Genomic DNA, 18,430 nt, shown 5'->3' on the forward strand with positions numbered 1-18,430 from the left:
ATAAGGAGCCCGTTCATGTCCCATCCTCTGGATACTCTCTGGTACACCCGCTGCCCGGTCCCCACGGGCCTGGGCATTGCCGTGCAGAAAGGCTGGCTGCAAGACAGCCTCGGCGCCCTCGGCACCCAGGTGCAGTCGCTGCGCGAGTCCAGCGACCAGGCCGTGCGCGAGTCGCACTTCGATCACAGCCTGCGCAACTCGGTGCGCCACGGCGGCAGCATCCCGGCCCTCTGGGCCCGGGCCCAGGGCCGGGAAACCCGGCTGATCGGCCTGTCCTGGGCCGATGAGGTGCAACTGATCCTGACCCGTGCCGACAGCGGCATCCACCGCATCAAGGAGCTCAAGGGCCGACGCTTCGGCCTGCCGGACTGGGCCGGCGCACAGATCGACTTCACCCGCGCCCAGGCCCTGCGCGGCCTGGAAAACGCCCTGGGCCTGGACGGCCTGCAAGTGGGCGACCTGCAACTGGTGAACTACCGCTACGGCGGCACCTTCAGCGACCCCCAGGTGCAGACCCTGGCCGACACCCCGGTCAGCGCCCAGCCCAGCAGCGGACGCAACCTGGAACTGCAGGGCCTGCTGCGAGGCGAAGTCGACGCGATCTTCCTCAAGGGCGCCAGTGCCGCCCGCCATGCCCATGAGTTCGGCCTGCGTACCCTGATCGACACCGGCGCCCACCCCGACCCGCTGATCCGCTGCAACAACGGCACACCGCGCACCCTGACGGTGGACAGTCATCTGCTGGAGCAGCACTTGGACGTCGCCACCGGGATTCTCGGCGCGGTGCTGCGGGCCGAAGACTGGGCCCGCCACCACCCGGAAGACACACGCCGCTACCTGGCCCGGGAAACCAACAGCAGCGAGTACTGGATCAGCGCCGCCTATGGCGAGGATGCCCACCTGCGCCTGGGCACCGGCCTGGAAGAACAGGCCATCGACGCCTTGCAGGATTTCAGCGCCTTCCTGCGGCGCTGGCGCTTCATCCCGCAGCAGGTGGATGTGCGCCAATGGATCGACCGCCGGCCGCTGGATGCGCTGCTGGCTACCCCTACCGCTCTGGCCGGCTGACCGCGCCAGGTTTCATGGATTCGAACTGAAGACCCTTATGAGCAAATCACTCGATACCCTCTGGTACACCCACAGCCCGGTGCCCACCGGGCTCGGCATCGCGGTACAGTCCGGACGCCTGGCAGAGGCCTTCCTGCCGTTCGGCACCAATATCCAGTCCCTGCGCGAATCCAGCGAACGCGAAGTGCGCGAGGCCCACTACGACCACCACCTGCAGAACTCGGTGCGCCACGGCGGCAACATCCCGGCCATCTGGGCCTACTCCAGCGGCGTGCAGACCCGGGTCCTGGGCTTGTCCTGGAGCGACGAGGTGCAGTTGATCCTGACCACCGCGGAAAGCGGCGTGAAGAGCATCCGCGACCTGAAGAACCGGCGCTTCGGCCTGCCCAAGTGGGCCAACGTGCAGATCGACTTCACCCGGGCCCAGGCCCTGCGCGGCCTGGAGAACGCCCTCAGGTTAGAAGGCCTGGAAGTGGCCGACGTGGAACTGGTGGACTACCCCTACGGCGGCACCTACAGCGACGAGCAGAAGCAGCACCTGTACGGTTCCGAAGTCAGCCTTGGGGTGACCCGCTTCAGCCGGCGCAACAACGAACTGATCGGCCTGCTGCGGGGCGACATCGATGCGATCTTCCTCAAGGGCGCCCACGCCGTGCACCTGGCCAACGAGTTCGGCCTGCAGGTGGTGGTGGACACCGGCTCCCACCCCGACCCGCTGATCCGCTCCAACAACGGCACCCCGCGTACCCTGACCGTGGACACCCACCTGCTGCGCGAGCACTTCGACGCCAGCGTGAAGATCGTCGACACCGTATTGCGCACCGAACAATGGGCCTGGGCCAACCCCGAGGAAACCCGGCGCTTCCTGGCCCGGGAACTGAACACCAGCGAGTACTGGGTGGCGGCCGCCTATGGCGAGGATGCCCACCGACGCCTGCGCACCACCCTGGATGCGCGATCCATCGAGGCCTTGCAGGACTTCACCGATTTCCTGCATCGCTGGCAGTTCATTCCCCGGCGTTTCGACGTGCGCGAGTGGATCGACTTCAGTGTGCTGGAGACGGTCATCGGCTCCACCTCCCGCGTGGCGGTATAACCCCACGAACTGACGGTGGAACCCGTAGGAGCTGGCTTGCCAGCGAAGGCGCCAGCCCAGGCGATGCATGCCTCACGGGCCTCTTCGCCGGCAAGCCGGCTCCTACGGGCTGGGGGGCCGGTGCTGGCGCAGCAACAGTCCAGCGGGCAATCGGTGCTGCTCCAGCAGCACCAGCCAAGCAACTTCTGCTGAATCCTGCGCAGGATGTTTTAAACCTCTGGCCCGCAACTTTTCACGCCTGCCAAACCCCTCTCTAAAACACTCAAACGAATTTAAATTAAGCCTTGTTTTTCAATGACTTGATCAAACTAACGCTTACCCATAAAACCCACTAAGCCTCTTGGCACGTTCTCTGCTCTAGCCCTCTTAGCGAAACTTTAAATGGGGGAGTTCAACATGCATAAGCTTAATCCGATCACCAAGAGTCTATGGCTGGCACTGGCGCTCACCGGGGGCACATTCAGCCAGGGCCTGCTGGCCGCCGAAACCACAGACACCGACACCACCGGGAACAGCAGCGAACCCGCCCTGAAGACCGTCACCGTCACCGCCCAGCACCGGGAGGAAACCCTGCAAGAGGTTCCGGTGGCGGTGTCCGCCGTACAGGGCACCAGCCTGGTGACCGACGGGGTGCGCAACATGGGCGACATCACCACCTTCATCCCCAACGCCTCGGCCAAGAACCCCGACGGCGACGGCCGCCCACGCTGGTACATCCGCGGCCTGGGCACGGGCGACACCGGGGCGGCCACGGTGTTCCCGGTGGGCATCTACGCCGATGATGTCTACCTCAACGCGCCCATCGCCGGCGGCGGGCCGCTGTTCGACCTGGAGCGCATCGAGATCCTGCGCGGGCCCCAGGGCACCCTGTACGGCAAGAACACCACTGCCGGTGCGGTCAATGTGATTTCCAAGAAGCCGACCTTCGACACCGACGGCTACGGCACCCTGGGCATCGGCAGCAAGAGCGAGCGCATCCTCAATGGCGCCATCGGCGGTGCCCTGGTGGATGACAGGCTGGCGGCGCGGCTGTCGCTGTATTCGGAAGAACGCGACGGCTTCCAGAAGAACCTCACCGACGACCATACCTACGGCGACGTCGACAAGAAGGCCGTGCGCCTGCAGTTCCTGGCCAGGCTCAACCCGGACCTGGACGCCCTGCTGAAGATCCACGCCCGGGAATACAAGGGCGACGGCAGCAACGGCTCGCTGCCGGTGGGCCGCTACTACAACGTCGGCTACCAGCGGCCCGACGGACGCAACATCGCCCTCAACGTCAACGAGGATGCCAAGCTCGATCACGACGGTACGTCCCTGACCCTGAACTGGCACCTGGGGGACTACACCCTGACCTCCATCAGCGCCTACGACTACATTCGCGGGCAGTCCACCAGCGACGCCGACTACACCCCCTACGAGGTCAACGGCGCGGCCATCAGCGACAACCGCTACAACCAGTACTCCCAGGAACTGCGCCTGGCCTCGCCGCAGCAGGAAACCCTGCGCTGGCTGGCAGGGGTGCACTACTTCCATGAGGACCTGGACAGCTCGGCCAAGCGCCTCATCACCCCGGGCCCCACGCCCAACGGCACCGGCTCCAACCAGACCGGCGGCGCCACCGACTTTCGCGACCTCAACTACCAGCACACCACCGACAGCTACGCGCTGTTCGGCAACCTGACCTACGACTTCACCGACAACTTCACCGTGACCGGCGGCCTGCGCTGGACCCAGGAAAAGAAAGACATCGACCTGGACCTGACCCAGCTCACCCGGGCCACGGCCAACGGCCCGCTGATCCCCCTGGGCGCCGCCGGCAGCAACGGCAGCCGCGACGAGAGCAAGACCTGGGAAGCCTGGACCTACGATCTGACCCCGGAATACCGGATCAACGACAACGTCCGGGTGTTCTTGCGCTACGCCCACGGTTTCCGTTCCGGGGGCTTCAATACCGGGCTGTCCACCAGCCTGGCGCAATTGACCACGGTGGACCCGGAGAAACTCGACGCCTACGAGATCGGCCTCAAGTCGGAATGGTTCAACCATCGCCTGACCGCCAACGCCAACGTCTTCTACTACGACTACTCGGACATCCAGGTGAACCTGCTGACGGTCAACAACGGCGTGCTCACCACGGCCCTGACCAATGGCGCCAAGGGCAAGGTCAAGGGCGCGGAACTGGAGCTCGAAGGCCAGCCCACCGACTATCTGCACCTGCGGGCGGCGATCTCGTTCCTGGATACCGAGTACACCGACTTCAAGAACACCAACCCCAACACCGGCGCGGTCACCGGCGACTACAGCGGCAACAGTTTCGTGCGCTCGCCGCGCAACGTGGTGTCCCTGGGGGCCGACTACACCATTCCCCTGGAGATCGGCGGCAAGCTGGTGGCCGGCGGCGACGTGAGTTTCCGCGACAAGGAATACTTCCTCGCCGACCGCCAAAGCAGCGCCGACAAGACCCTGAGCCAGCCCCACTACACCCTGGCCAACACCCGCCTGACCTGGTTCAGCCCGGATGAAAAGCTCAGCGTCACCGGCTTCGTCAACAACCTCACCGACCGCCGCTACCAGGTCCATGGCCGGCCCAACGGCACCCTGGGGCAATACGTCATCACCTACGGCGACCCGCGCACCGTGGGCCTGAGCGTCACCAGCCGCTTCTGACGCCCGCGGCAGGCCACCCGAACCCTGATTTCCGGGCCGCCGGTATCGCCCACCACCGCACCCACCCTGTAGGAGCCGGCTTGCCGGCGAAGAGGCCCGCAAGCCTTGCACCGTCCATGACGACGCCTTCGCTGGCAAGCCAGCGCCTACAGGGGCGGTTGGGGTCATTCATTTCAGAAGGAATCCAAAGATGTTCCATCGCAATCCGTTGGCCGGCGCCGTGGCGCTGGTCGTCGGCAGCCTTGCCGTGCCCGCGTTCGCTGCCCAGACCTCAAGCAATGCCCCCGGCGCCAGCGCCGATCACCTGGACACGGTGGTGGTGCTGGGCACCCGGCGCAGTGATGTAACGGCCCTGGAAAGCGCCGCACCGGTGGACGTGCTGTCCGCCCAGCAGTTGCAGCAGACCGGGGCCAGCGACCTGTCCGGCGCCCTCACCGCCCTCTCGCCTTCGTTCAGCTACCCGCAGTCGCCCCAGGGCGCCTTCGCCGGCTCCATCGCCCAGGGTGCTTCCCTGCGCGGCCTGGCGTCGGACCAGGTGCTGGTGCTGGTCAATGGCAAGCGCCGCCACACCAGCGCCAACGTCACCCGCCAGAGCCTGGTCAACGGCCGGGGCGCCGCCGCGGTGGACCTGAGCCTGATCCCCCTGAGCGCCATCGAGCGAGTGGAGATCCTGCGCGACGGCGCCGCCGCCCAGTACGGCTCCGACGCCATCGCCGGGGTGATCAATATCGTGCTCAAGGAAAAGGACGACGGCGGCAACGTCGGCTATCGCTTCGGCGGCTACGACAAGGGCGATGGCCTGCAACGCAAGCTCAGCGGCTGGAAGGGCTTGAGCCTGCCCAACGACGGCTTCCTCACCTTGAGTTTCGATGCCGGCAGCCAGGACCCGGCCAGTGACACCAACCCCGACAACCGGATCTTCTACCCCGGCTCCACCAGCACCCAGACGCCGCGGGAGCAGAACAACCGCTACCGCACCTGGCGCTGGGGCTCGGGCAACGTCTCGGACCAGTACAACTTTGCCGCCAACAGCGAGTTCGGCCTGGGCGAGGGGCTGACCGCCTACGGTTTTGCCACCTACTCCCACAAGAACACCGACGCCGAAGGCTTCTTCGACCCGCCCACCACCTTGCGCAACAACTACGGCAGCGACGCCCTGCAACGCTACCCCGACGGCCGCCTGCCGATCACCCGCTACTCGCTGGAGGACTATGCCCTGACCGGTGGCCTGCGCTACGAGGACGAGCGCCTGGGCAAGTTCGACCTGGCGCTGAACCATGGCGACAACAGCCTGAAATCCGCCGACCGCAACGCCATCAACCCCAGCTGGGGCGAGGCCAGCCCGGCGAAGATCTACACCGGCAAGCGCGAGGCCGACCAGACCAACCTGACCCTGGACTGGGTTCGGGACTTCCCCACCGACCTTCTGTTCAAGCCCCTGACCCTGTCGGCGGGCCTGGCCTGGCGCCAGGAGAACTACGAACTGAGCGCCGGCGAAGCGGCGGGCTGGCAGAACGGGCCGCTGTTCAATACCGTGGACCCGGTCACCGGGCGGCGCATTCCCGGCTACTACTCAGGAATCACCCAGGTCGACGCCGCCACTCTGGAGCGCAAGGTCTGGGGCGCCTACATCGACGTCGAAGGCCAGGTCACCGAGAAATTCCAGGCCGGGGTGGCGGTGCGCACCGAGCACTACTCGGATTTTGGCGACACCACCAACGGCAAGCTGTCGCTGCGTTACGACTTCACCCCGCAGCTCGCCGCCCGGGCCACCGCCAGCACCGGCTACCGGGCGCCGTCCCTGGTGCAGAGCGGGCTGTCCTCGTTCAGCGTGCAGGTGGTGGAGCAACCGCCGGGCAGCGGCAACTACGTCGAGGTGCAGCAACGCACCCTGCGCGCCGACAGCCCGGAAGCCAAGCTGCTGGGGGGCAAGGCGCTGAAGCCCGAGGAGTCCACCAACTACTCCCTGGGCCTGGTCTGGCGGCCGCTGGCCAACGCCTCGGTGACCCTGGATGCGTACCGGATCAACATCGACAACCGCATCACCCTGTCCGACCAGTTGCCGGCCTCGGTGGTCACGCCGATCTTTGCCGGCACCCCTTACGCCAACATCCAGAGCGCGGCGTTCTACACCAACGTCGCCGACACCCGCACCGATGGCGTCGAGCTGACCGGCAACTACCAGCTGGACCTGCAGCAATGGGGGCGCCTGAACCTGTCCAGCGGCTACAGCCAGAACAACACCCGGATCACCGCCCTGCGGGACGTGGGCAACATCGCCGGCTCGCAGATCGTCGGCCGCACCACCCAGGGCCTGATCGAGGACGGCACCCCGAAGAACAAGCTGACCCTGAGCGCCAACTGGCTGTACGACAGCTGGGGCCTGACCCTGGCCCAGCGCCGGTACGGGCAATGGAAGAGCCTCAACGCCAGCAACCCGACCCTGGACCAGACCTTCAGCGCGCAATGGGTCACTGACCTGGACATCAGCTACCACTTCGACAAGGCGCTGAAGCTGTCGGTGGGGGCTATCAACCTGTTCGATACCCACCCGGACAAGGCATCCGGGGCGCAGTTGTATGGCGTGCCGAAATACTCCATCACCAGCCCCGAGGGCGCCCAGGGCGCGTTCTACTACACCAGCGTCAGTTACGACTTCTGAGGCCGGATTGCTGCCGGGGTGTTGCCCTGGCAGCAGTGGCTGCTGCCCAGGCATCAGTTTCGCTGGCACGCCAGCGCCCACAACCCACCCACACGCCGCTCCTCCCGTAGGAGCCGGCTTGCCGGCGAACAGGCCCGCAAGCCCTGCATCGCCCCGACCGACGCCTTCGCTGGCAAGCCAGCTCCTACAGCCGCCAGATGCATCCCGCAGGCCCGCCCGCCCCTTAGGAGCCGGGCTGCCGGCGAACAGGCCCGTAAGCCTTGCACCGCCCCGGCCGACGCTTTCGCTGGCAAGCCAGCTCCTACAGCCGCCAGATACATCCCGCAGGCCCGCCCGCCCCGTAGGAGCCGGCTTGCCGGCGAACAGGCCGCAAGCCTTGCATCGCCCTTGCGGACGCCTTCGCTGGCAAGCCAGCTCCTACGAGCGCGCGATGGCACAGGTCTTGCGATAGGCATCGGGTACTTCGCCAATATAAGAACCGCCATGGCTCATTCCTTGCGCTGCACGCTCACCACCCTGACCTGGCTGGTCTCGCCCCTGGCCCTGTTGCTGCTCTGGACCCTGGTGGCCCAGGCCGGGATCTTCCCGCGCAACCTGCTGGTACCGCCGGCCCAGGTGCTGCACACCTTCGAAACCCTGCTGGCCAGCGGCGAGTTGCTGGAGCATTTGCACAACAGCCTGTCGCGCCTGGGCCTGGGCTTTGCCCTGGGGGCCCTTGGCGGCCTGGTGTTCGGGGTGCTGATGGCCCTGTCCAAGACCGTCGAGGCGTACTGCGCGCCGCTGTTCCATACCCTGCGGCAGATCCCCAGCATCGCCCTGATCCCGATGTTCGTGCTGCTGTTGGGCATCGATGAAACCTTCAAGATCGTCATCGTCGCCAAGACTGCGTTCTTCCCCGTGGCCCTGGCCGCCAGCGAGGGGGTCAAGGCCATTCCCCGCAGTTACTTCGAGGTGGCCGACGTCTACCGCCTGCGCTGGCCGACCCTGGTGCGCCAGATCGCCCTGCCCGCCGCGGCACCACCGATCATCACCGGCCTGCGCATCGGCCTGACCCGCTGCTGGGTGGTGCTGGTGGCCACCGAGCTGCTGGCCGCCGACAGCGGCCTGGGGCAGATGATCGAGATGGCCCGGCAGATGCTGCGCATCGATGTGGTGATGGTGGGGATAGTGGTCACCGGCGTGATCGGCTTTGCCCTGGACTTCTCCTTCCGCCGCCTGGAACAGCGCGTGCTGCGCTGGCAAACCCGCTAGGAGCCCTTGCATGACGACTCTACTGGCCAAGTTTCGCGGCCTGCTGCTGCCCCTGCTGCTGATCGGCGGCTGGGAATACCTGTCCCGCCAGGACGCCGCCGGGGCCTACGCCTTCGTGCCGCTCTCCACCATCGCCAGCGCCTTGCTGGAGCTGCTGGGCAACGGCGAGTTGCCGGTCAACCTGCTGGCCAGCCTGGGCCGAGCCAGCGGCGGCCTGCTGCTGGGCACCCTGGCCGGGGTCATGCTGGGAGCCCTGATGGCCCTCTCGACCCTGGCCAACCGCCTGATCGGCCCGCTGTTCCATTCGATCCGCCAGGTGCCGATGCTCGGCTGGATTCCGCTGATTGCCATGTGGTTCGGCAACGGTGAGTTTTCCAAGATGCTGATCGTCAGCCTCGCGGCCTTCTACCCCATGGTGCTCAACACCTACCAGGGCTTTTGCCAGGTGGAACGGCGCTACCGCGAGGTCGGCCAGGTGCTGGTGCTAAACCCGGCGCAGCGGCTGCGGCACATCCTGCTGCCGGCGGCCCTGCCGAGCATTGCCACCGGCCTGTTGCAGGCCCTGGCCTTTGCCTGGGTGACAGCGGTGGGCAGCGAGCTGTTCCTGTCCTCCGGGGCCGGCCTGGGCAACCTGATGATGAACGCCGAAGCCGGCTCACGCATGGAAGTGATAGTGCTCTGCGTGCTGTGCATCGGCCTGTGCGGCTACCTGATGACATTGCTGCTGACCCTTCTGAGCCGCCGCCTGCTGCGCTGGCGCCCTACCCGTTAAGGCCTCCCCATGAATGCGATCGCCCAACACGCCCCGCTCCCCACTCATCTCCACGCCCGGACCGGGGCGTTACAGATCCGCGGCCTGAACAAGAGCTACCGGATCCAGGGCCAGGCCCTGCCGGTGCTGCAAGGCATCGACCTGGACGTCCAGCCCGGAGAGTTCGTCAGCATTGTCGGTGCCAGCGGCTGCGGCAAATCCACCCTGCTGCGGCTGATCGTCGGCCTGGAGGGTGACTATCAGGGGCAGATGCTGCTGGACGGCAAGCCAGTGACCGGCACCAGCCTGGAACGGGGCATCGTGTTCCAGGACCATCGGCTGTTTCCCTGGATGACCCTGGCCCAGAACATCGCCCTGGCACTGAAGAACCACCCCTTGTCCGAAGCCGAGAAACAGCGCCGGGTGGCCGAGCACATCGCCCTGGTCAACCTGCAAGGCTTCGAGCAGGCCTACCCCCATCAGCTCTCCGGCGGCATGGCCCAGCGCGGCGCCATTGCCCGGGCGCTGATCAACCAGCCCAAGGTGCTGTTGCTGGACGAACCCCTGGGGGCGCTGGATGCCCTGACCCGGGTGCGCCTGCAGCACGAACTGCAACGTATCTGGGTACAGCAGCGCTGCACGGTGATCATGGTCACCCATGACATTGAAGAAGCCCTGTACCTGGGGGACCGGGTAATCGTCATGGACGCGCATCCGGGGCGGATCAAGCATGAGATCCGCGTCGACCTGCCCCATCCCCGGGACCGCTCTTCACCCGTGTTGCAAGGCTACAAAGAGCAGTTGCTGGAGGAACTGGTGGGGCATTGATCGTCCCGGCACCCCGGCGCTGCGCCGGCTCCTACGCAGGTAGCGCGGCGATTACGCCGGGCCGTAGGAGCTGGCTTGCCAGCGAAGGCGCCCGCAGGGGCGGTGCAAGGCTTGAGGGCCTATTCGCCGGCAAGCCGGCTCCTACGGGGGTTCCACCGACGGGCCTCAGGCGTGGGACCAGCGGCGATGCAGGCCACGGGCCAGGGCGTCGAGGGCAAAACCCAACACGCCGATCAGCAGCACCATGGCCATCAGTTCCGAATAGGCCAGGCGGTCCCGGGTGTCGAGGATGAAGTAGCCCAGGCCGGCGCTGACCCCAAGCATTTCGCAGGGCACCAGGACGATCCACAAGATGCCGATGGACAGCCGTACCCCGGTCAGCACATGCCCCAGCACCCCGGGCAGGATCACCTTGCGTAGGGTCTCCCAGCGGGTGGCGCTGAGGCTGCGGCTCAGTTGCAGCCAGCGCGGGTCCAGCTGGCGCACGCCGGCCGCGGTGTTGAGCAGGATCGGCCACAGCGCGGCGAACGCCAGGAGGAAGTAGATCGGCTGGTCCCCTACCCCCATCAGCATCACCACCACCGGCATCCAGGACAGCGGCGAGATCATCCGCAGAAACTGGAACGCCGGGGTGGTGGCTGCCTCCAGGTGCCGGTAGCTGCCCACCAGCAGGCCCAGGGGCACGCCGATCAGCAAGGCCAGGAGCAAACCCACCAGGATCCGCTTGAGGCTCACCAGCACATGCTCGTACAGCTCGCCACGCCCCAGCAGTTCCAGCAGGCTGGCGAAGGTCGCCTCGGGGGAGAAACGCGCAGCCAGGCCGTTGCCATCGCCCAGCAGGTGCACCCCCAGCCACCAGCCCAGCAGCAGGCTCGACAGCCCGGCAAGCCCCAGGAGCCAATGGCTCAGGGAAGAAGGTTGCTTGCCCATCAAAGACCGAACTCCTCGCTGCGCTCGAAGCTGTCCGCCAGGCCGAAGGCCTTCAGCCCGCCCACCGAGGCGATGGCGTTGCGCACGAAGCGATCGTCCACCAGGTCCTTGGCGGTGTGTGCCGGGTCAAGGCCGGCCAGAAAGCCCTTGTCGCCCTCGATCAGGGTGTCCTTGAGACGCTTGACCAACTCTTCGGTGTAGCTGGGGAACGGATACGGCTGGAAGTCGATGCGCTGCTCGTCCCAGTGGCTGTGCTGGATCGCACCGCTGGCCAGGTAGGCCTCGCGGTCGGCCGCCGCCGGCGCCAGCACCCGGTTGAGCACCTGGGGCGCATGGGGCGTGTAGCGGTTGGCGCCATCCTTGGACAGCAGTTGCGCGGCCTCGGCGCGGTGGTCGCGGGTCCACAGCTGGGCCTTGACGATGGCGTTGACCACCTTCTGCGACCATTCGGGACGGTTGTCCAGGTCATGCTCGTGCATGAACACCACGCAGCAGGCGTGGTTGCGCCACACATCCCCGGTAAAGCGCTGCACCCGGCCCACCTTGAGTTCCTCGGCCAGGGCATTGAACGGCTCGGCGACGATGTAGCCGGCAATCCGCTTGCTGGCCAGGGCTGGCGGCATGTCCGAAGGCGGCAGCACCACCAGGTTGACCTCGTTGGCCCCCAGGGCACTGCCGGCGGCCTTGCTCACCGGCACCAGGCCGTTGTCGCGAAACAGTTGCTGCACCACCACGTTATGGATCGAATACCAGAACGGGATCGCCACCGACTGCCCCGCCAGTTGCTTGACCTCGGTAATGCCCGGGGCCACGGTCAGGCCGGAACCGCCGACGTGGTTCCAGGCCACCACCTTGGCCGGCACCCGGCTGCCGTAGCGGGCCCAGACGGTCATCGGCGACAGCAGGTGAATCACGTTGACCTGCCCGGAAATGAACGCCTCGATCACCTGGGCCCAACTGCGCAGCAGCACCGGGCGCTCGGCCTTGATGCCCTCGGCCTCGAACAGGCCGTTGTTGTGGGCCACCAGCAAGGGCGTGGCGTCGGTGATCGGCAGGTAGCCGATGCGCACCGGCGCGTCCGGTTCCTGGGCGGCGCGGGCCTGCAGGCTGTTGAGCAGCGGCAAGGCGCCGCCGGCAGTCAGCAGCGCGCTGAGCTTGAGAAAGTCACGACGGGTATGAGTGAAGTCGTCCAGGCACATGGTCAATCTCCGACGGTGCAGGCAAAGGGGAAGTGTGGGGGTTGCGGCTCGCCCGCCGAAGGGTCTTGAGAATCTCGATGCGCAGCGCGCCCAGTTCCTCGATCCGCTCGGCGCGCGGCGCCGGCAGCTCGATGTGCCACTGGCCGAGGGTGCGCGCCGGGCTGTTACCCAGTAGCAGTACCCGATCGGACAGCAGCAGGGCTTCGTCGATGTCGTGGGTGATCAGCAGCGCCGCGGTGCGGTGCTGGCCGATCACCTTGAGCAGCAGTTGCTGCATGTCGGCGCGGGTCACCTCGTCCAACGCGCCGAAGGGTTCATCCAGCAGCAGCACCTGGGGCTGGCGCGCCAGGCAGCGGGCCAGTGCGGTGCGCTGGGCCATGCCGCCGGACAGTTGGGCCGGATAGCGCTGGCGGGCGTGTTCCAGGCCCACTGCGGCAATCGCCTGGTCGATGCGCTCCTTGCGCTGGCGCGGGCTCAGGTGCGGCTGGCGGGCAAAATCCAGGCCGAAGGCGACGTTGTGCTCCAGGTTCAGCCAGGGCAGCAGGCTGGGGTCCTGGAATGCCACCGCGACCCGCGGATGAGGGCCGTCGAGGGGCTCGCCCAACAGGCTGACCTGCCCGGCGTGGGGCTTCTGCAGGCCGGCCAGGACCCGCAGCAGGCTGGATTTGCCGACCCCGCTGGGGCCGAGAATGGACACCACCTCGCCGGCCTGCAGGTGCAGGTCGAAATCCTCCAGCACCGTGTGCCAGCCTTGCGCCGCGGGGTAGCCGAGGCTGATCGCCTGTGCGTTCAACAGGCCGCTCATGCTGCCGCATTCCGCGCCTGGCGTTGCAGTTCGGCGCGCAGTTGCACCAGGCTCGGAGTGACGATGGGCACGAAGGCCGACTCCCGCCAGCGCCGGGCAAAGCCGCTGCCGAACTCGCTGAGGTAGGCCTTGCCGCCGCTGGCCTGCAGCTCCAGTTGCACGGCGTTGGCGGTGGCTTCCGCCAGAGCGATGCGCACCCGGAACAGCGCCCCGGGCTGGCTCAGGAAGCGCCCGTCGAGCAGGCCGCTCTTGAGTTCGCCGACGGTCTGTTCCAGGTGCTGGCGTTGTTCCAGCAAGGGTTCGTGGAGGATCGAACGGGCGCCCTCGACGTGCTTTTCCACCTCGCTCAGGGCCCGGCGCGCCAGGCCGATGGCCAGGGCGCATTGCAGGCCGAGAAAGGCCGGGCGCACCGCCGGCAGGAACACTCGGGCATCCTCGTGCAGCAGCCAGTCACGGGCCACCGCCACCTGGTTCAGTTCCAGGGCAGCGGTGTTGCTCGATTGCAGGGCCATCAGTTGCAGGTCATCGGAGCGCTGCAACCCGGGCAAGGCATCCGGGATCGCCAGGATGAACGGCGCGCCGCCCTCCTCGCGCTCGATGGCCGCCGCCACCACGAACCCGCTCTTGCGCAGGTTGGTGACCCAGTGCAAACGACCGTTGAGGCTCCAGCCCTGCTCCTGTTCCCGGGCCCGGACCTGCAAGGCCTCGATCCCCGAGAGAAACTTCATGGCATTGGACAGCCCGGTGGCACCGGCCAGCTCGCCGCTGAGCAACGAGGGCAGCAGGCGCTGGCGCAAACCGGCATTGGGGCTGTGCAGCAGGTATTCGATAAAGGCTCGCTGGCCCCAGCAGACAAAGGCCGCCGCCAGGGAATGGCTGGCCACGCTGGCCATGACTTCCAGAGCATCGGTCAGGTCGCCGCCGCTGCCGCCCTGAGCCGGGTCGATACCGACCCGCAGTACCTCGGCGCCCGCCAGCCGGGCGAGGACCTGCTGCGGGTCGCACTGGCCCTGGTCGAGTGCCTGGGCCTGGGCATCCAGCCATTCACTCAATTGCGCATCGAGCATGTGGTTTTCTCCTTGAAAGGGGGCGCCGCGCAACCGCCGGCGCCCTGGCTCATTGACCTTGCACTGACCAGCGATACTTGGCCAGCTCGGGGTTCAGTTCAGTGCCGGCGAACACGTTGGCGAAGTTGCACAGGGTGGCCAGGCTGATGCCCAGGATCACTTCCAGGGCATTGCCTTCGCTGTATCCTGCCGCCTTGAACTGGGCATAGCCGGCGTCGCTGACCTTGCCCCGGGTGGCGATCACTTCCCGGGCAAATGCCGCCAGGGCTTCCAGCCGGGCTTCGGGCAAGGTGCTCTGCTCGCGCAGGGCGCTGACCACCGGGTCCGCAAGTTTGGCCTTGTTCAGGGCCACCGAGGTATGACCTGCGACACAGAAATCGCAGCCATGGGTGGTGGCGGCCACCAATTGCACCACTTCACGCTCCGCCAGGCTCAACTCGGCCTTGCCGTTGAGGGCGGACACCGTGACGTAGGTTTCCAGGGCCGCCGGGGCATTGGCCAGGATGCCCAGCAGATTGGGGATAAAGCCCGAGTTCTTCAGCGCGTTCTCAAGAAAGGGCCGAGCGGCTTCTGGAGCCGTGTGCAAGGTGTGTAGAGTGACGCGGGACATGGAGTGGACTCCTGCTGTGTAGGTGTGCGTCAAGTCTGTTGGTTATAAGAATTCCGATCCATATTCTAAAGTAGCGATTACTTGCTTCTGAGTGTTTCCCTTAGATGATTTCGTCAAGCCCACTGGTTGATTGGTTATTAGAAGGCCTGGAACTCGATGCCAGCCTGTTTCACGTCGGACGCTACTGCGGAGGCTGGCACGCCAGCACCCAGGGCCTGGCCCGGGCCAGCTTCCACCTGATCGTCCAGGGCCATTGCTGGCTGCATATCGACGGCGCGCCCCAGGCCCTGCGCCTGGATGCCGGGGACGCGGTATTCCTGCTGCAGGACCTGGGCTACCGGCTGTCCAGTGCCCAGCAGGCTGAAGCGGCGCAGCAACTGCCGCGCACGCCCATGGCGCCCCTGGAGCCGGGAACCCAGGACGGTGTGGGGCTGGTCTGCGGCTTTTTCCATTTCAAGCCCGGGCTGTCCTCGCTGATCATCGACAGCCTGCCGGGCTGGCTCATCCTGAGGGCCGGCGACCCGTCCCTGAGTGCCGCCCGGGCGCTGTTCCAGCTGATTCTCGAAGAATGCCAGCGCACCCCGGCGCCCTCCTCGGCGCTGCTGGAACGCCTGAGCCATCTGCTGTTTTTGTATGTGCTGCGCCAACAGGTCAACGCCAACCAGGACCTCGGCGGCCTGGTGGCCCTGGCCCGCCACCCGGGGTTTGCACCGCTGCTGGAGCAGTTGATCCAGCGCCCCGGAGAAGCCTGGCCCCTGGAAAGCATGGCGGCCCTGACCGGGCTTTCGCGCTCGGCGTTCTTCAAGCGGTTCAATGAACTGGCCGGGCAATCCCCAGGGCAGGTACTGCTGGCCCTGCGCATGCGCCACGCCTGCCAGTTGCTCAAGGCCAACCAGACAGTGGAGCAAGTGGGCGCCGCCGTGGGCTATCAGTCGATCGCCGCCTTCACCCGGGCCTTCACCAAGGCCGTGGGCCTGCAGCCCGGGGCCTATCGCAAGCAGCACGAAGGGCGCTGAAACGCGCCCCGAATGTACTCAGCGGCGATGGGCCAGGGCCCGCACCAGGCGGTCGCCGCAGCTCTGTACCCCCTGTACCAGCAGCACCAGGACCAGCACCGTGGCCACCATGATCTGGTTGTTGAACCGCTGATAGCCGTAGCGGATCGCCAGGTCCCCCAGGCCGCCACCGCCGATGACGCCGGCCATGGAGGAAAAACCGATCAGCATCACCAGGGTCAGGGTCAGCCCTGCCAGCAGGGCCGGCAAGGCTTCCGGCAGCAGCGCCTTGAAGATCACATGGCCGATGTGCCCGCCCATGGCCAGGATCGCCTCGACCCGACCGCGGTCCACTTCATCCAGGGCGTTCTCGACGATTCGCGCAAAAAACGGAAAGGCGCCGATGGTGATGGGCACCACCGCCGCAGTGCTGCCCAGGGTGGTGCCCACCACCAGCCGGGTCAGGGGGATCAGCGCAATCAGCAGCACCACGAAGGGCAGCGAGCGCCCCAGATTGACCAGCCCGCCCAACAGCCGGTTGAGCCTTGGCATGGGGTACAGGCCGCCCTTGCGGCTGATGAACAGCAGCACCCCCAGGGGCAGGCCGATCAACAGGGTGAACAGCGAGGCCAGCAGCACCATGTACAGGGTTTCACCCGTGGCAGTCAGCAGCAGCTGCGCCAGTTCCTGCCAATCGAGGCTGCGGTTCACAGGCGTTCACTCCGAATTCCTCGCTGGGCCAGGGCCGTCAGCAGTTGTTGGAATTTGCCGGCGTCGGCGGGGGCGGCGGCGATGCGCAGGCGCCCTACCCGCCGGCCGCCTACCGCTTCGACACCACCGGCCAGGACCTTGAGCTCCAGCGCCTGCTGGCGGCTCAGTTGCTCCAGCAGCGGCGCCGCGCGCTGGTTGTCGAAAAAGGTCAGTTCGGCCTGGGGCTGGCTGCCGTTGAACGGCAGGTTGTAGCCCGGCAACAGCGCCCGGCCCAGGGCCGACTGCGGGTTGCCCAGCAGTTCGGCCACCGCCCCGCTCTCCATCAGCCGGCCGCCCGCCAGGGACGCGGCGTGGCTGCAAATGGCCTTGACCACTTCCAGCTCGTGGGTGATCAGCACAATGGTCAGCCCCAGCTCGCGGTTGATCTGCGCCAGCAATTGCAGGATCGACGCCGTGGTTTCCGGGTCCAGGGCGCTGGTGGCCTCATCCGACAGCAGGTAACGCGGCCCGGCGGCCAGGGCCCGGGCGATGCCCACCCGCTGCTTCTGGCCACCGGACAGTTGCGAAGGATAGGCCTGGGCCTTGTCGCCAAGACCCACCAGTTCCAGCAGTTCCAGAACCCGCGCGCGGCGCTGGCTTTTGCCCAGGCCGGCAATTTCCAGAGGCACCGCGACGTTGTCCTGAACCGTGCGCGAATGCAGCAGGTTGAAGCCCTGGAAGATCATGCCGATGCCCTGGCGCTGCCGGCGCAGCTCGCTCGCGGACAAGGCGCCAAGGTCCTGGCCGTCCATCAGGATGCGCCCGCTGCTGGGCCGCTCCAGCAGGTTCAGGCAGCGCAACAGGGTCGACTTGCCGGCGCCGCTGCGCCCGAGAATGCCGTACACCGCCCTGTCGGGAACCGTCAGCGAAACCCGATCCAGTGCCGCGGGCTGGCCTTCGCCGTAGACCTTGCAAAGCTGCTGGACCTCGATCATGGCTGGCGGTCCGTGACGGGAATCACCGAGCCCGAGTAGGTGCGGGTAATGAACGCCGCTACTTCCGGCGAGTTGAGGTCCTTGGCCAACTGACGGATGCGCGGGTCATCCTGCAGCTTGGGGGTGGTCACCAGGATGTTGGCGTAGGGATTGTGCTCGGCCTTTTCCAGGCCCAGGGCATCCTTGGCCGGCACCAGCCCGGCCTCCAGGGCGTAGTTGCCATTGATCACCGCCAGGTCCACGTCGTCCAGGGCCCGGGGGATCTGCGGCGATTCGATCTCCAGGATCTTCAGCCGTTTCGGGTTGTCGGCGATGTCCCTGGGGGTCGCCTGATCCCGGGCCGGGTCGGTGAAACCGGGCTTGAGGCGGATCAACTGGTAGCTCTGCAACAGGTACAGCGCGCGGCTGAGGTTGGTGACATTGTTGGGCACCGCGACGCTGGCGCCCTGGGGCAACTGCTCGAAGCGCTGGTGACGCTTGGAATAGATCCCCAGGGGCTCGATGTGCACGCTGGCAGCCACGGCGAAGGGCTGGCCCAGGGCCTGTTCCTGAGACTTGAGGTACGGCAGGTGCTGGAAGTAGTTGGCGTCCACATCGCCGTGGGCCAGCAGTTCGTTGGAGTTCACGCCATTGGGAATCTCGATGATCTTGAGCTGCAATTGCGGGTCGAGTTTTTGTACGTAGGCGAGGATCTCGGCATGGGGCACCGGGTCGGCGGCTACCCGCAACGGCTGCGCCGCAGTGGTCGGCAGGGCCGCCCCCAGGCTGGCCAGCAACGCCAGGGTCAAGACGGTGTTCTTCAGCATGGCAGTGTCC

16 protein-coding genes are annotated in these 18,430 nt (G+C 66.6%); 8 read left to right on the forward strand and 8 right to left on the reverse strand.

What is annotated here, in order from left to right; genetic code table 11:
• Positions 1–15 precede the first annotated feature (15 nt).
• From PFLCHA0_RS15990 to PFLCHA0_RS16020, 7 genes are all read left to right on the forward strand, one after another.
• Positions 16–1,068 (forward strand): ABC transporter substrate-binding protein, encoded by a 1,053-nt coding sequence (locus tag PFLCHA0_RS15990; protein WP_015635732.1) that lies wholly within the window; start codon positions 16–18, stop codon positions 1,066–1,068.
• Between the two features lie 37 nt (positions 1,069–1,105).
• The gene (locus PFLCHA0_RS15995) at positions 1,106–2,164 is read left to right on the forward strand and encodes an ABC transporter substrate-binding protein (RefSeq protein WP_011061460.1); all 1,059 of its coding nucleotides are present in this window, start codon (positions 1,106–1,108) and stop codon (positions 2,162–2,164) included.
• A 396-nt stretch (positions 2,165–2,560) separates the two neighbouring features.
• Positions 2,561–4,831, forward strand: a complete 2,271-nt coding sequence (locus PFLCHA0_RS16000; protein ID WP_015635734.1) for a TonB-dependent receptor — start codon at positions 2,561–2,563, stop codon at positions 4,829–4,831.
• A 190-nt stretch (positions 4,832–5,021) separates the two neighbouring features.
• Positions 5,022–7,493 carry a TonB-dependent receptor plug domain-containing protein gene (locus PFLCHA0_RS16005; RefSeq protein ID WP_015635735.1) on the forward strand — a complete coding sequence of 824 codons (2,472 nt, stop codon included), beginning with the start codon at positions 5,022–5,024 and terminating at the stop codon, positions 7,491–7,493.
• A gap of 483 nt (positions 7,494–7,976) precedes the next feature.
• The gene (locus PFLCHA0_RS16010) at positions 7,977–8,744 is read left to right on the forward strand and encodes an ABC transporter permease (RefSeq protein WP_015635736.1); all 768 of its coding nucleotides are present in this window, start codon (positions 7,977–7,979) and stop codon (positions 8,742–8,744) included.
• Between the two features lie 10 nt (positions 8,745–8,754).
• Entirely contained in the window at positions 8,755–9,516 is a 762-nt protein-coding gene (locus tag PFLCHA0_RS16015) for an ABC transporter permease (RefSeq protein WP_015635737.1), read from the forward strand.
• 9 nt (positions 9,517–9,525) lie between these two features.
• Entirely contained in the window at positions 9,526–10,323 is a 798-nt protein-coding gene (locus tag PFLCHA0_RS16020; protein ID WP_011061466.1) for an ABC transporter ATP-binding protein, read from the forward strand.
• A gap of 165 nt (positions 10,324–10,488) precedes the next feature.
• On the opposite strand, the gene PFLCHA0_RS16025 is transcribed toward PFLCHA0_RS16020, so the two are convergent.
• The 5 genes from PFLCHA0_RS16025 to PFLCHA0_RS16045 are packed head-to-tail and all read right to left on the reverse strand — an operon-like array spanning position 10,489 to position 14,934.
• Positions 10,489–11,253 carry an ABC transporter permease gene (locus PFLCHA0_RS16025; RefSeq protein WP_011061467.1) on the reverse strand — a complete coding sequence of 255 codons (765 nt, stop codon included), beginning with the start codon at positions 11,251–11,253 and terminating at the stop codon, positions 10,489–10,491.
• On the reverse strand, positions 11,253–12,452 hold the full coding sequence (locus PFLCHA0_RS16030) for an ABC transporter substrate-binding protein (protein WP_011061468.1): 1,200 nt from the start codon (positions 12,450–12,452) through the stop codon (positions 11,253–11,255). Before PFLCHA0_RS16030 ends, PFLCHA0_RS16025 begins: the two co-directional genes overlap by 1 nt.
• Positions 12,418–13,257 carry an ABC transporter ATP-binding protein gene (locus tag PFLCHA0_RS16035; RefSeq protein ID WP_011061469.1) on the reverse strand — a complete coding sequence of 280 codons (840 nt, stop codon included), beginning with the start codon at positions 13,255–13,257 and terminating at the stop codon, positions 12,418–12,420. Before PFLCHA0_RS16035 ends, PFLCHA0_RS16030 begins: the two co-directional genes overlap by 35 nt.
• Positions 13,254–14,324: an acyl-CoA dehydrogenase family protein gene (locus tag PFLCHA0_RS16040; protein ID WP_011061470.1), complete on the reverse strand. Its 1,071-nt coding sequence runs from the start codon at positions 14,322–14,324 to the stop codon at positions 13,254–13,256. The genes PFLCHA0_RS16035 and PFLCHA0_RS16040 overlap by 4 nt, the downstream gene beginning before the upstream one ends.
• A gap of 49 nt (positions 14,325–14,373) precedes the next feature.
• Positions 14,374–14,934, reverse strand: coding sequence for a carboxymuconolactone decarboxylase family protein (locus PFLCHA0_RS16045; RefSeq protein ID WP_015635738.1), 561 nt, complete (start codon positions 14,932–14,934; stop codon positions 14,374–14,376).
• 104 nt (positions 14,935–15,038) lie between these two features.
• On the opposite strand from PFLCHA0_RS16045, the gene PFLCHA0_RS16050 reads away from it, so the two are divergent.
• Positions 15,039–15,950 (forward strand): AraC family transcriptional regulator, encoded by a 912-nt coding sequence (locus tag PFLCHA0_RS16050; RefSeq protein ID WP_015635739.1) that lies wholly within the window; start codon positions 15,039–15,041, stop codon positions 15,948–15,950.
• An 18-nt stretch (positions 15,951–15,968) separates the two neighbouring features.
• On the opposite strand, the gene PFLCHA0_RS16055 is transcribed toward PFLCHA0_RS16050, so the two are convergent.
• The 3 genes from PFLCHA0_RS16055 to PFLCHA0_RS16065 all read right to left on the reverse strand — a co-directional run bounded on the left by PFLCHA0_RS16055 (position 15,969) and on the right by PFLCHA0_RS16065 (position 18,420).
• Positions 15,969–16,571, reverse strand: coding sequence for a methionine ABC transporter permease (locus tag PFLCHA0_RS16055; RefSeq protein ID WP_169891845.1), 603 nt, complete (start codon positions 16,569–16,571; stop codon positions 15,969–15,971).
• A 65-nt stretch (positions 16,572–16,636) separates the two neighbouring features.
• Complete coding sequence (locus PFLCHA0_RS16060; RefSeq protein WP_015635741.1) at positions 16,637–17,614, reverse strand: methionine ABC transporter ATP-binding protein; 978 nt, start codon at positions 17,612–17,614, stop codon at positions 16,637–16,639.
• The gene (locus tag PFLCHA0_RS16065) at positions 17,611–18,420 is read right to left on the reverse strand and encodes a MetQ/NlpA family ABC transporter substrate-binding protein (protein WP_015635742.1); all 810 of its coding nucleotides are present in this window, start codon (positions 18,418–18,420) and stop codon (positions 17,611–17,613) included. Before PFLCHA0_RS16065 ends, PFLCHA0_RS16060 begins: the two co-directional genes overlap by 4 nt.
• Positions 18,421–18,430 lie beyond the last annotated feature (10 nt).

The sequence above is a fragment of the Pseudomonas protegens CHA0 genome (assembly GCF_000397205.1).
GTDB lineage: Bacteria > Pseudomonadota > Gammaproteobacteria > Pseudomonadales > Pseudomonadaceae > Aquipseudomonas > Aquipseudomonas protegens.

What these genes read in the sequence shown, in the direction of transcription:
- PFLCHA0_RS15990 (WP_015635732.1), top strand. Translation starts at nt 16, where the DNA reads ATGTCCCATCCTCTGGATACTCTCTGGTACACCCGCTGCCCGGTCCCC.
- PFLCHA0_RS15995 (WP_011061460.1), top strand. Translation starts at nt 1,106, where the DNA reads ATGAGCAAATCACTCGATACCCTCTGGTACACCCACAGCCCGGTGCCC.
- PFLCHA0_RS16000 (WP_015635734.1), top strand. Translation starts at nt 2,561, where the DNA reads ATGCATAAGCTTAATCCGATCACCAAGAGTCTATGGCTGGCACTGGCG.
- PFLCHA0_RS16005 (WP_015635735.1), top strand. Translation starts at nt 5,022, where the DNA reads ATGTTCCATCGCAATCCGTTGGCCGGCGCCGTGGCGCTGGTCGTCGGC.
- PFLCHA0_RS16010 (WP_015635736.1), top strand. Translation starts at nt 7,977, where the DNA reads ATGGCTCATTCCTTGCGCTGCACGCTCACCACCCTGACCTGGCTGGTC.
- PFLCHA0_RS16015 (WP_015635737.1), top strand. Translation starts at nt 8,755, where the DNA reads ATGACGACTCTACTGGCCAAGTTTCGCGGCCTGCTGCTGCCCCTGCTG.
- PFLCHA0_RS16020 (WP_011061466.1), top strand. Translation starts at nt 9,526, where the DNA reads ATGAATGCGATCGCCCAACACGCCCCGCTCCCCACTCATCTCCACGCC.
- PFLCHA0_RS16025 (WP_011061467.1), bottom strand. Translation starts at nt 11,253, where the DNA reads ATGGGCAAGCAACCTTCTTCCCTGAGCCATTGGCTCCTGGGGCTTGCC.
- PFLCHA0_RS16030 (WP_011061468.1), bottom strand. Translation starts at nt 12,452, where the DNA reads ATGTGCCTGGACGACTTCACTCATACCCGTCGTGACTTTCTCAAGCTC.
- PFLCHA0_RS16035 (WP_011061469.1), bottom strand. Translation starts at nt 13,257, where the DNA reads ATGAGCGGCCTGTTGAACGCACAGGCGATCAGCCTCGGCTACCCCGCG.
- PFLCHA0_RS16040 (WP_011061470.1), bottom strand. Translation starts at nt 14,324, where the DNA reads ATGCTCGATGCGCAATTGAGTGAATGGCTGGATGCCCAGGCCCAGGCA.
- PFLCHA0_RS16045 (WP_015635738.1), bottom strand. Translation starts at nt 14,934, where the DNA reads ATGTCCCGCGTCACTCTACACACCTTGCACACGGCTCCAGAAGCCGCT.
- PFLCHA0_RS16050 (WP_015635739.1), top strand. Translation starts at nt 15,039, where the DNA reads ATGATTTCGTCAAGCCCACTGGTTGATTGGTTATTAGAAGGCCTGGAA.
- PFLCHA0_RS16055 (WP_169891845.1), bottom strand. Translation starts at nt 16,571, where the DNA reads ATGGTGCTGCTGGCCTCGCTGTTCACCCTGTTGATCGGCCTGCCCCTG.
- PFLCHA0_RS16060 (WP_015635741.1), bottom strand. Translation starts at nt 17,614, where the DNA reads ATGATCGAGGTCCAGCAGCTTTGCAAGGTCTACGGCGAAGGCCAGCCC.
- PFLCHA0_RS16065 (WP_015635742.1), bottom strand. Translation starts at nt 18,420, where the DNA reads ATGCTGAAGAACACCGTCTTGACCCTGGCGTTGCTGGCCAGCCTGGGG.